Annotated in this window: 12 protein-coding genes; 7 read left to right on the top strand and 5 right to left on the bottom strand. The window is 72.1% G+C overall.

The genetic code is table 11. The features are described 5' to 3' along the window. Positions 1-143: 143 nt before the first annotated feature. From xseA to ACZ6Y1_RS17050, 3 genes are all read left to right on the top strand, one after another. Positions 144-1,385: an exodeoxyribonuclease VII large subunit gene (xseA, locus tag ACZ6Y1_RS17060; RefSeq protein WP_469629404.1), complete on the top strand. Its 1,242-nt coding sequence runs from the start codon at positions 144-146 to the stop codon at positions 1,383-1,385. A gap of 62 nt (positions 1,386-1,447) precedes the next feature. Then, a complete protein-coding gene (locus ACZ6Y1_RS17055) occupies positions 1,448-1,678 on the top strand; it encodes an exodeoxyribonuclease VII small subunit (RefSeq protein ID WP_469629398.1) in 231 nt (76 codons plus the stop codon). Between the two features lie 157 nt (positions 1,679-1,835). Then, complete coding sequence (locus ACZ6Y1_RS17050; protein ID WP_469629395.1) at positions 1,836-2,426, top strand: malonic semialdehyde reductase; 591 nt, start codon at positions 1,836-1,838, stop codon at positions 2,424-2,426. 75 nt (positions 2,427-2,501) lie between these two features. Here the strand turns inward: ACZ6Y1_RS17050 and ACZ6Y1_RS17045 are convergent, their stop codons facing one another. After that, complete coding sequence (locus ACZ6Y1_RS17045; protein ID WP_469629973.1) at positions 2,502-3,020, bottom strand: DUF4245 domain-containing protein; 519 nt, start codon at positions 3,018-3,020, stop codon at positions 2,502-2,504. A gap of 204 nt (positions 3,021-3,224) precedes the next feature. On the opposite strand from ACZ6Y1_RS17045, the gene glpX reads away from it, so the two are divergent. Beyond that, positions 3,225-4,256, top strand: coding sequence for a class II fructose-bisphosphatase (gene glpX, locus ACZ6Y1_RS17040; RefSeq protein ID WP_469629392.1), 1,032 nt, complete (start codon positions 3,225-3,227; stop codon positions 4,254-4,256). 84 nt (positions 4,257-4,340) lie between these two features. On the opposite strand, the gene ACZ6Y1_RS17035 is transcribed toward glpX, so the two are convergent. The 3 genes from ACZ6Y1_RS17035 to ACZ6Y1_RS17025 form a co-directional block, all read right to left on the bottom strand. Beyond that, on the bottom strand, positions 4,341-4,742 hold the full coding sequence (locus ACZ6Y1_RS17035; RefSeq protein WP_469629385.1) for a WhiB family transcriptional regulator: 402 nt from the start codon (positions 4,740-4,742) through the stop codon (positions 4,341-4,343). 143 nt (positions 4,743-4,885) lie between these two features. Continuing rightward, on the bottom strand, positions 4,886-5,485 hold the full coding sequence (locus tag ACZ6Y1_RS17030) for a TIGR03086 family metal-binding protein (RefSeq protein WP_469629382.1): 600 nt from the start codon (positions 5,483-5,485) through the stop codon (positions 4,886-4,888). A gap of 67 nt (positions 5,486-5,552) precedes the next feature. Then, complete coding sequence (locus ACZ6Y1_RS17025) at positions 5,553-6,224, bottom strand: DUF1707 SHOCT-like domain-containing protein (RefSeq protein ID WP_469629379.1); 672 nt, start codon at positions 6,222-6,224, stop codon at positions 5,553-5,555. Positions 6,225-6,394: 170 nt separating this feature from the next. Between ACZ6Y1_RS17025 and ACZ6Y1_RS17020 the strand changes: the two genes are divergently transcribed. The 3 genes from ACZ6Y1_RS17020 (at position 6,395) to ACZ6Y1_RS17010 (ending at position 9,904) form a co-directional block, all read left to right on the top strand. After that, entirely contained in the window at positions 6,395-8,059 is a 1,665-nt protein-coding gene (locus tag ACZ6Y1_RS17020) for a fumarate hydratase (RefSeq protein ID WP_469629376.1), read from the top strand. A 137-nt stretch (positions 8,060-8,196) separates the two neighbouring features. Further along, positions 8,197-8,814 (top strand): hypothetical protein, encoded by a 618-nt coding sequence (locus ACZ6Y1_RS17015; protein ID WP_469629374.1) that lies wholly within the window; start codon positions 8,197-8,199, stop codon positions 8,812-8,814. A 322-nt stretch (positions 8,815-9,136) separates the two neighbouring features. Continuing rightward, the gene (locus tag ACZ6Y1_RS17010) at positions 9,137-9,904 is read left to right on the top strand and encodes a glycerophosphodiester phosphodiesterase (RefSeq protein ID WP_469629371.1); all 768 of its coding nucleotides are present in this window, start codon (positions 9,137-9,139) and stop codon (positions 9,902-9,904) included. A gap of 140 nt (positions 9,905-10,044) precedes the next feature. Here the strand turns inward: ACZ6Y1_RS17010 and ACZ6Y1_RS17005 are convergent, their stop codons facing one another. Then, positions 10,045-11,559: a ricin-type beta-trefoil lectin domain protein gene (locus ACZ6Y1_RS17005; RefSeq protein ID WP_469629368.1), complete on the bottom strand. Its 1,515-nt coding sequence runs from the start codon at positions 11,557-11,559 to the stop codon at positions 10,045-10,047. Positions 11,560-11,656: the final 97 nt, after the last annotated feature.

Genomic DNA, 11,656 nt, shown 5'->3' with positions numbered 1-11,656 from the left:
GGGTACGGGGCGGAGCCCCGGGTAGGGAGCCGCACCGGACAGGTGGCGGGAACCCAGCCTCGCCGGCGATTGAGGGGCGGGGCCCGGGGCGACACCCGGGGCGGGCCTGAGGTGGTGTCAGCGGCGGCCGATAGCCTGCGTACATGGGTCTGAATACGTCGGCCGAGGCACCGCTGCCCGTCGGGCAGGTGTCCCGGCTCATCGGGGGCTGGATCGAGCGGCTCGGGCAGGTGTGGGTGGAGGGGCAGATCACGCAGCTCTCGCGGCGCCCGGGAGCGGGGGTGGTCTTCCTGACGCTGCGCGACCCCTCGCACGACATCTCGGTCAGCGTGACTTGCTTCCGCCAGGTCTTCGACGAGGTCGCGGACGTGGTCGCGGAGGGCGCCCGGGTCGTGCTGCTGGCCAAGCCGGAGTGGTACGCCCCGCGGGGGCAGCTGTCCCTGCGGGCCACGGAGATACGGCCGGTCGGCATCGGGGAGCTGCTGGCCCGGCTGGAGCGGCTCAAGCGGTCCCTCGCCTCCGAGGGGCTGTTCGCCCTGGAGCGGAAGAAGCCGCTGCCGTTCCTGCCGCAGCTGATCGGCCTGGTGGTCGGGCGGGCCTCGGCGGCCGAGCGGGACGTGCTGGAGAACGCCCGGCGCCGCTGGCCGGCGGTCCGTTTCGAGGTGCGGAACGTGGCCGTGCAGGGGGTGCACGCGGTGCCCCAGGTGGTGCGGGCGGTCCAGGAGCTGGACGCGCTCGACGAGGTGGACGTGATCATCGTGGCCCGCGGCGGCGGCAGCGTGGAGGACCTGCTGCCGTTCTCCGACGAGGAGGTCGTGCGGACGGTCGCCGCGGCCCGTACGCCGGTCGTATCGGCGATCGGGCACGAGCCGGACTCCCCGCTGCTGGACCTCGTCGCGGACGTGCGGGCCTCCACGCCCACGGACGCCGCGAAGAAGGTGGTCCCGGACGTCGGCGAGGAGCTGGAGCGGGTGCGCCAGCTGCAGGGCCGCGGGCTGCGCGCGGTGCGCGGGCTGCTCGACCGGGAGGAGCGGGGGCTGGCGCACGCGCTGGCGCGGCCGGTCTTCGTGCATCCGCAGCGGATGGTGGAGGTACGGGAGGACGAGCTGGACGCGCTGCTGGCGCGCAGCCGGCGCACGCTGGGGCACCTGCTGGACCGGGCCGATTCGGAGCTGGAGCACACGCTGGCCCGGGTGGTGGCGCTGTCGCCCGCCGCGACGCTGGAGCGGGGGTACGCGGTGCTCCAGCGGGCCGACGGGCACGTGGTGCGTTCGCCGCAGGAGGTGACGGGGGACGAGGTGCTGCGGGCCCGGGTGGCGGAGGGCGAGTTCGCCGTGCGGGTCGTGCCGGAGTCCGGGGGCCGGAATCCGGGCGGCCACATGTGATCAACCAATTCACACACTGAAGCAACGCTTCCGTCGCATCGCACACTTAGGGTGGAAAAGGAATGTCAGAGGCAGAAACCGCGCTGGGCTACGAGCAGGCGCGGGACGAGCTCGTCGAGGTCGTCCGCAGGCTGGAGGCGGGCGGGACCTCCCTGGAGGACTCCCTCGCCCTGTGGGAGCGCGGCGAGGAGCTGGCGAAGGTCTGCCGGCACTGGCTGGAGGGGGCCAGGGCCCGGCTGGACTCGGCGCTCGCGGCGCGCGAGCGGGCGGAGGCCGACGGGGCGGACGAGTAGGGGCGACGAGTAGGGGCCGGCGAGCGGGGGCAGCGGAAAAGGTCCCGTGCGGCCAGTGACCCTGATCACCCTCCTGCCGATTTAGTTGAAATTTCATCTACTTTCGCCGTAGGGTCTGGGACATCGCTTCACCTCCGTATGGAAGAAGGCTTTCCGCATGTCTCTCGTTCTTGACTCCGCCGCCCAGGACCTGCTGTTCCGCGAGGCCCGCACCGCCAACACGTTCTCGGACGAGCCGGTGACCGAGGAGCAGGTTCAGGCGATCTACGACCTGGTGAAGTACGGTCCCACCGCCTTCAACCAGACCCCGCTGCGCATCACCCTGGTCCGCTCCCCCGAGGCCCGCGAGCGCCTCGTGAAGCACATGGCCGAGGGCAACCAGGCCAAGACCGCCGCCGCCCCGCTGGTCGCGATCCTCGCCGCGGACAACGAGTTCCACGAGGAGCTCCCGCAGCTGCTGCCCCACTTCCCGCAGGCCAAGGACGCGTTCTTCTCCGAGCGCCCGGTCCGCGAGCAGTCCGCGCTGCTGAACGCCGCCCTGCAGGCCGCGTACTTCATCCTCGGCATCCGCGCCGCCGGCCTGGCCGCGGGCCCGATGACCGGCCTGGACTTCCAGGGCGTCCAGAAGGAGTTCCTGGACGCCGACCACACCCCGCTGATGGTGATCAACATCGGCAAGCCGGGCGAGGACGCCTGGTTCCCGCGCTCCCCGCGCCTGGAGTTCGACCAGGTCGTCACCACGGTCTGAGTCCGGACACGCGAAAGGCGGCCCGCCCCGGGATTCCGGGGCGGGCCGCCTTTCTTCGTGTGCGCGCTCCGCGGGCTACTGGCCCTGCTTGAACTCCAGCGCCGCCGCCATCGTGCCGAGCTGCTCGAACGAGGCCGTCCCGGTGACCACCGTGACGTGGCCCTGCTCCTGGCGGACGAGGGCGTCGTACTTGTCGCCGTCCCAGCGCTCCCAGGCCGTGTCGCCGACCTGCTGCGTCTGCCCGGTGGCCTTCGCCTTCTGGGTGACCCGGCCGAGGTACTTGGCGGAGGTGTCCGTGGACTGCTCCACCGCCACGTACTGCTGGTCCGGGTCGAGGAAGCCCAGGTGCCAGGCGTTGGCGTTCTTGCGCTCGTACGAGACCGACGTCGCCCGCCACTGCTCCGGCAGCCCCGCGGGGGCGGCCACCGGGTAGGGGGCCGCGCGCCGGGCCGTGAGCGTCTCCACCCGGTAATCGACCGCGCGCGTGGGGTCGGCCTTGTCGTCATGGGGAACGAACACGTAGATGCCCGCCACGACGACGCCGATCACCGCCAGCGACCGGACCATGTCCCAGACCGTCTGCTTGCCTTTCATACCTGCCACGGCCCCATCGTCCCGCATCGCCGTGCGCGATCACCGCCCGGGGCCGCCCGGAGCGTCGCGAGTGTCCGCTCAGGCCAATCGGCTGACCGGTATGCCGCTCATACGTGACCCGGTCTGCTCAATTTGTCGACCTGACGATAGAGTTTCAGCACCCCTCGCTTCACCGGCCGTCGCCGACCAGAAAGGTGCCCTCGGATGACCGAGCACAACCTGCCGCCTCAGCTCGTAGTCTCTCCGGAGGCCCCCGACCGCAACCTCGCCCTGGAACTGGTCCGGGTCACGGAGGCCGCCGCCCTGGCCGCGGGCCGCTGGGTCGGCCGCGGTGACAAGCTCGGCGCGGACGGCGCGGCCGTCAACGCCATGCGCACCCTGATCTCCACCGTCTCGATGAACGGCGTCGTCGTCATCGGCGAGGGCGAGAAGGACGAAGCCCCGATGCTCTTCAACGGCGAGCAGGTCGGCGACGGCACCGGCGCCGAGGTCGACATCGCCGTGGACCCGATCGACGGCACCACCCTGAACGCCAAGGGCATGCCGAACGCCATCGCCGTGCTGGCCGCCGCCGACCGCGGCACCATGTTCGACCCGTCCGCGGTCTTCTACATGGAAAAGCTCGTCACCGGCCCCGAGGCCGCCGACTTCGTCGACATCAACGCCCCCGTCTCGGTGAACATCCGCCGCGTCGCCAAGGCGAAGGGCATGGCCGTCGAGGACGTCACGGTCGTCATCCTGGACCGCCCGCGCCACGAGGGCATCGTCAAGGAGATCCGCGAGACGGGCGCCCGGATCAAGTTCATCTCCGACGGCGACGTCGCCGGCTCGGTCATGGCGGTCCGCGAGGGCACCGGCGTGGACCTGCTCCTCGGCATCGGCGGCACCCCCGAGGGCATCATCTCGGCCTGCGCCATAAAGTGCCTCGGCGGCACGATCCAGGGCAAGCTGTGGCCCAAGGACGAGGCCGAGCGCCAGCGCGCCCTGGACGCCGGTCACGACCTCGACCGCGTCCTGACCACGAACGACCTGGTGTCCGGCGAGAACGTCTTCTTCGTCGCCACCGGCATCACCGACGGCGAGCTGCTGCGCGGCGTGCACTACCGCGCGGAGACGGCCACGACGTCCTCGCTGGTCATGCGCTCGAAGTCGGGCACGATCCGGCAGATCGACTCGACGCACCGCCTGTCGAAGCTGCGCGCGTACAGCGCGATCGACTTCGACCGCGCGAAGTAGGCTCCGGCCCGGCAGCACGACGAGAGGGGCGGTTCCCGTGTCCGCGGGAACCGCCCCTCTCGTCGTGTCCGCCGTGCGGCCGCCTCAGCCCGCGGCGGCGATCGGGCCGGGGCCCGGGGTCTGGCGGAGTTCGGCGGACCTGCGGCGCATCCGGGCCAGGATCACCCGGCGCTCGGCCGCGGTGAGGCCGCCCCACACTCCGTACGGCTCGGGCTGGAGCAGTGCGTGTTCCCGGCAGGAGACCATCACCGGGCAGCGCGCGCAGACGCGCTTGGCGGCCTCCTCGCGGGAGAGCCGGGCCGCGGTCGGCTCCTTCGACGGCGCGAAGAAGAGCCCCGCCTCGTCCCGGCGGCACACCGCCTCCGCGTGCCAGGGGCCGTCCTCTTCCCGCGACGGGGTCCGCGGCTTCGGCACGGCCGGCGCCGCACGCCCCTGAAGAGTCTGGACGGCGGCTGCCTGCAGGGACTGATGCGGCGGATGCGGCACGGTCTACTCCTGACGACGTATACGCGAGCGAGACGCGAGCGAGAGACGATGCACCTGTCCCTACCCGCTGTACGCGCCCCTATGCACCGTGCACCACCGGCCGCGCGGCCTTCGTCCGAAACGTGCCCCTGCCTCCGGGGCGCTCACGCAACGCCCGGCGCCCACTCCGGGTCGCGTCCCAGGAAGGCCAGCAGCGACGGGGCCGGGTCCGTTTCGGGCCCCGGAGCACCGGGGAGCGCCGGGCCGTAGGCGAAGCCCCGCAGGGGCTCGGCGAGGGCCTCCGCGGCGGGCCGCAGGGCGCGTGCCAGGTCCGCGGTGAGCGGGGACGGCTGCCCGGTGGCGACGGCGATGTCCCAGGCGTGCACGGCGGCGTCGAGGGCGGCCGCGCCCACGGCCGTCTCGGCGGGCACGGCGAACGGGGGCAGCGGCACCGCGACCTCGGCGGTACCGGGCACGACCCCGGCGAAGGCCTCGGCGGCCGCGGCCAGCGCCGGCTCCAGCAGCTGCTCCGGTGCCTCCGTCAGGGCGCCGGACGGCGCGAACGGGTCCTCGGACGGGCCGGGCCCGCCGGTGAGGCGGGAGGCGTAGGCGAGCTGGTCACCGGCGGCGTGCTGCAGGACCTGGGTGACGTTCCACTGCTCGCAGGGCGTCGGCAGGTCCCAGCCGCCGGCCGGAACCGCGGCGACGGTGGCGCGGAGTGCTTCGTGTGCCCGGTCGAGCAGATCCCACTTGGATATGGTCATGCGCCGGATCCTACGATTGCCTGCGCGGCCGAATCCCGTCGTTCCAGGGCGTGTTGAGGAATCCGGCTCAGCCGTCGAGCCGCTTGCGCAGCTTGTGCGCCAGGTCGACCAGGCGGGCGCCGCGCTTGGGGCGGGCCTCGATGTTGCCGAGCAGGGCGAAGCCGCGGACGATCACCACGGGGGCCTGCGGGTCGGTCTCCCCCCGGCTCTCGCCGCGCACCTCGAAGTTGCCGAGGATCCCGCTGCCGTAGCCGCGCAGGGTGACGTTCTCCGGGACCCGGATCTCCACGTTGCCGAGTACGCAGGTCACGTTGATCTCGGTGACCTGCTGCTCGAACACGGCCTCGGTGAGGTCGATCTCGATGTCGCCCATGACCGAGACGGCGCGGGTGTGCCCGCCCGGCCGCCAGCGGCCCTTGCGGGAGGCGCTGCTGCACACGGCGACGACGTTCTCCATGAAACCGGCGGGGACCGCCGCTCCGGCCCCGGCTCCCGCCCCGTACGCGGGCCGGTCCTGGCCGGTGCCGGGCGCGGGCAGGTCCCGTACGAGGACCTCCAGCTCGCCGACCGTCTTGAGCTCGTACAGCGAGTCCAGGCGCTCCGAGTGCTCCTCGGAGTTCAGCCGGCCCTCGGCGAGGGCGTCGGCGAGCCGCTGCGCGATCCGGTCCCGGTCGGCGTCGGAGGCACGAAGCCCGGACGCGGCGGCGGCGGGGGCGGCGGGGTGCTTTTCCAGGTCCACGTCGGCCAGCATAGCGAGACACGATAGATCGCGATACTCCTGAGTGGCGTAGAGCGCGCCCCGAGTGAGCCTTACCTCACAACCACGGCCGCGTCGAGAGGTCCTACGCTGGATGACCGCGCTGCCAATTGGTCGCCAGTGCTGTCTGCCGAGTGAGGAATGGCCACACAATGCCGGAGTTCGCGTACACCGACCTGCTGCCTCTGGGCGAGGACACCACCCCCTACCGGCTGGTGACCTCCGAGGGCGTGTCCACCTTCGAGGCGGACGGCCGTACGTTCCTCAAGGTCGAGCCCGAGGCGCTGCGCAAGCTCGCCGAAGAGGCCATCCACGACATCCAGCACTTCCTGCGCCCCGCGCACCTCGCGCAGCTGCGCCGCATCATCGACGACCCCGAGGCCTCCTCGAACGACAAGTTCGTCGCCCTCGACCTGCTCAAGAACGCGAACATCGCGGCGGCCGGCGTCCTGCCGATGTGCCAGGACACGGGCACGGCGATCGTGATGGGCAAGCGCGGCCAGAACGTCCTGACTTCGGGAGGCGACGAGGCGGCCCTGTCGCGCGGCATCTACGACGCGTACACCCGCCTGAACCTGCGCTACTCGCAGATGGCCCCGCTCACCATGTGGGAGGAGAAGAACACCGGCTCGAACCTGCCCGCGCAGATCGAGCTGTACGCGACCGACGGCGGCGCGTACAAGTTCCTCTTCATGGCCAAGGGCGGCGGCTCGGCCAACAAGTCCTTCCTCTACCAGGAGACGAAGGCGGTCCTCAACGAGGCTTCCATGATGAAGTTCCTGGAGGAGAAGATCCGTTCGCTCGGCACGGCGGCCTGCCCGCCGTACCACCTGGCGATCGTGGTCGGCGGCACCTCGGCCGAGCACGCGCTGAAGACCGCCAAGTACGCCTCGGCGCACTACCTGGACGAGCTTCCCCGCGAGGGTTCCGCGCTGGGCCACGGCTTCCGTGACGAGGCCCTGGAGCAGCAGGTCTTCGAGCTGACCCAGAAGATCGGCATCGGCGCGCAGTTCGGCGGCAAGTACTTCTGCCACGACGTCCGCGTCGTCCGCCTGCCCCGCCACGGTGCCTCCCTCCCGGTCGCCATCGCGGTCTCCTGCTCCGCGGACCGCCAGGCGGTCGCGAAGATCACCGCAGAGGGCGTGTTCCTGGAGCAGCTGGAGACGGACCCGGCGCGCTTCCTCCCGGACACCACGGACTCCCACCTGGACGAGTCCTCGGACGTGGTCTCGATCGACCTGAACCAGCCGATGGACGAGATCCTCGCGACCCTGACCAAGCACCCGGTCAAGACCCGCCTGTCCCTGACCGGCCCGCTCGTCGTGGCGCGCGACATCGCGCACGCCAAGATCAAGGAGCGGCTGGACGCGGGCGAGGGCATGCCGCAGTACCTGAAGGACCACCCGGTCTACTACGCGGGCCCCGCGAAGACCCCCGAGGGCTACGCCTCCGGCTCCTTCGGCCCGACCACGGCCGGCCGCATGGACAGCTACGTCGAGCAGTTCCAGGCGGCGGGCGGCTCGAAGGTCATGCTGGCCAAGGGCAACCGCTCGCAGCAGGTCACGGACGCGTGCGGCGCGCACGGCGGCTTCTACCTGGGCTCGATCGGCGGCCCCGCGGCGCGCCTGGCCCAGGACTGCATCAAGAAGGTCGAGGTCCTGGAGTACGAGGAGCTCGGCATGGAGGCGGTCTGGAAGATCGAGGTCGAGGACTTCCCGGCGTTCATCGTCGTGGACGACAAGGGCAACGACTTCTTCCAGAACCCGGCCCCCGAGCCGACGTTCACGCACATCCCGGTGCGCGGCCCGGGTCTGTAGACCTGCCGCGTGCCGAGGGCCCCTCCCCCGTTCGGGGGAGGGGCCCTCGCGCATGTCCGCCCTTCGGCAGATGGCAGGCGGGCGGCTCCCGGCGAGGCTGTTGCCGTACCCGAGCAGCCCACCTGACAAGGGAGTTCATGATGAAGCCCCGTACGCGCGCCCTCGCCCTCGCCGGGACCGCCGCCCTGCTCGCGGCCCTGGCCCTGGCGTCACCCGCACCGGCGGCGCCGGTCGCGTCGGCCGCCCCGGAGCTCGCCTCCGTCCACGGGGGCGGCGCGATCTTCTTCCCGTACTCCGCGAAGGACGACATCCGCTTCACGGTCGAGGCCGAGTCGGTCCCCTGGAGCAGGCCGTATCCGGCGACGCCGGGGCTGGAGAAGGGGCTGCCGACGGATGCACGGGGCCGGGTGACGATCTCCCACCACTTCACGGAGTCCGGCTTCACCGGCACCGCCGAGGCCGAGGTGGACTGCCTGGTCACGGGCGGCAGGACCGCCACCCTGACCGCCGTGGTGAAGACCTCGAACGTCGGCTGGGAGGGCAAGCGGATCGGCATCAGCGTCCAGGACGGGCAGCGCGGCGAGCGGGACCGGGTCGGCTTCTCGTGGGGCGTCGCCAACGTGGATGTGAAGCCGGACGGCACGGCGGCGGAGGGGACGGTGGGCACGTGCATGGCCCCGGCGCCGTTCACGGAGGTCACCATGGGCAGCTTCAAGGTCACCCCGGCGCCGCTCTCCCCGCGGCCCGCGCCGTAGCGGCCCTCCCGCCGGTCGAGCTGCCGCTGCGCGGGGCCCTTCCCCCACCCCGCCCCTCCCCCGAACCGGGGGCCCGGCCCCCGGACCCCCGCTCCTCAGACGCCGGAGGGGCTGGGGTGCACCCCAGCCACCACCGCAGGCCTGGACGGCGTAGACCGGGCAGTACTGCGACTCCTCCCACCGGAGCCTCCCGCCGACGATGTGCTGCCACGCCTCGAAGTGGCAGGCCTCGCAGGGCTCGCAGTGCAGCGTCGCGGAGTGTTCATCCATCGGAGGAGGATGCGGTACGGAACCCGCCCCCGCATCCGGATAACGTCGGGGCATGACGCAGCTGTCCCTTCCCCCCGCACCCGCGATCCGGGTGGTCGCCCACCGTGGGGCCTCCCACGAGCATCCCGAGCACACCATGGCCGCCTACCGGCAGGCCATCGCCGACGGGGCCGACGCGCTCGAGTGCGACGTGCGGCTCACCGCCGACCGGAAGCTGGTGTGCGTGCACGACCGGCGGGTGGAGCGGACCTCCGACGGGCGGGGCGTGGTCGCGGAGATGACGTACGCGCAGCTCGCCGCGCTCGACTTCGGCCGCTGGAAGGGCGAGGAGCACACCGGGGCGCGGGTGCTGCTCTTCGAGGACCTGCTGCGCGAGGCCCTGGCGGCGGAGCGGCCGGTCGGGCTCGCCGTGGAGACCAAACACCCGTCGCGGGCCGGCGGCCGACTGGAGGGGGAGCTGGCGCGGATGCTCCGGGAGTACGGGCTCGCGGACGGGGCGTCCGGGCGCGTCGAGGTGATGAGCTTCTCCCGCAACGCGCTCACGCGGATGCACCGGCTCGCGCCCGGGCTGCCGGCCGTCTACCTGATCGAGCGGGCGGTGCGGCCCGTACGGCCGCCGTTCGCGACCCATGCCGGGCCGGGCATCGACCTCGTACGGCGGGATCCGGGGCTGGTGGGGCGGCTGAAGGCCAAGGGGCTGCGGGTGCGCGTGTGGACGGTGGACGAGCCGGAGGACGTGGATCTGTGCGTACGGCTCGGCGTGGACACGATCATCACCAACCGCCCGCGGGAGGTGCGCAAGCTCCTCGAATCCCGCTGAGCCCGGAGCCGCGCACCGCCGCCTCCACGCGGACGCCACCGGGGATGGAGCCACCCGGCCGGGGTGCGCCGGCCGGGTGTGGGGGTGCGTGTGGGGGTCTGGCGGGGGGTGTCGCGGGGGTCGTGCGGGGTCGGTCGGGTCTACGTGAAGCGCTGGTTCGCCGAGCCGTTGCACGGCTGCAGGCGCAGCGGGTCGTGGGCGGCGGCGACCGTCAGGCACATGCCCGTGGCGGCCGCGGGGCGGATGGTGGCGCCGTCGCGGACGAACTGCTGGTTCGCTCCGCCGTGGCAGTTCCAGATGATCAGACCCGTTCCGGCCCCGTAGTTGGCGCCGGGGACGTCGAGGCAGCGGTCGTGGGTGAGCTCGATGTGGACGGACTTGCGCGCCGTGTCGTACCACCAGCCCTGGTTGCGCCCGCCGTGGCAGTCCCAGCCGAGCACCGCCGTCTCATTGGCGCTGGAGCCGCCCTTGGCGTCGGCGCAGTTGCCGGTCGCCTCGTTCTTCAGGGGTGCGTAGAGGGAGTCCCACGCGCCGGCCTGGAGGACGGGGGTGCCGGTGCTGGCGGGGTCGGCGCAGGAGGCCTCGCGCAGGCCCGAGTTGTAGAGCTGGGTCAGGCAGGACGCGAACGCGCCGTGGCCGCGGTAGTTGGGGTGGAAGGACTGCCGGGCGGTGTTCTCGTCCCAGGGGAAGTGGTCGCCGAGGTCCAGGTAGAGGCCGCGGGCCCAGGTGTCCTCCATGCAGACCTCGTGGCCGTGGAAGAGCCGGGAGTTGTCGAGGAAGACCGCGCCCGAGTTGCGGGCGGCTTCGCGCATGCCCTTCTCGAAGGTGGGCACCGCGTAGTTGCGGCCCCAGGCGGCGTCGGAGTCGTAGCCCGCGCAGCCTCCGGGGAGCTTGCCGGGGAAGTTCGGGTTGTCGTAGAAGTCGGGGCCGATGGGGCTGGGGTAGCCCATGACGACGAGTTTGTAGTCGGAGTCGGCGTAACCGGCGTCGCGCATGACGGTCTTGAGGTCCGCGACCGTGGCCTCGACCTTGGGCTTGAGGCCGTCGACGCGCGCCTGCCAGCCGGGTCCGTACTTGGGCTCGCAGGTGCCCTGGCTGAGCACCCACCGGGTGACGCAGTCGGTCATGACCGGGCCGAACTGGAGGTCGTCGTTGGCGCCGGCGACCAGCAGCACCATCTTGATCTTCGTGTTGCGGGCCTTGATGGCGAGGTTGTCGCTCTGCACCAGCTCGTCGGCGTACTGCTTGCTGCCGCCGATGCGGATGTTGCCGGTGTACCCGCCGGAACAGGCGACGTTGAAGGTGAGGTCGGCCGGGATCCCGGTGCGGTGGATCGCCGCGTCGGGCGAGCGGTGGCACTGGTTGGACGAGGTGTTGGTCGCGGGGTCGTAGTTGCCGACTCCCTCGCCCGAAATCTCGCTGTCGCCGAGCGAGATCAGGCCGGTCCTGCGCTCGGCGAGCGGGCGGACGGCCGGGTCGCCGTAGATCTTGGTGGCCTCCGCCGCGCGGATGGCCTCCAGCTCGGGCGACAGGGGGGTCGGCGCCCCGGCAGTGGCGGCCGCGGGCGTCGCGGCCTGGGCCATCGGGGTGATGGCGGTGACGCCCCCGAGGGCGGCCGCGACCGCCGCGACCGCGGCGAAGGTAGATCTGAGCATGGGTTTCGTACGTGCACGTGCCATGAACGCCTCCCCGGCTGTGGGTGTTACCCCCGGTATTTACTGGCCGGTAGGGGAGTTGGGAACACTTCGAACA

It is taken from the genome of Streptomyces sp. NPDC053432 (assembly GCF_055585365.1).
Note: the sequence above shows the minus strand (reverse complement) of the source record. Positions and strands in the feature narration are given on the sequence as shown.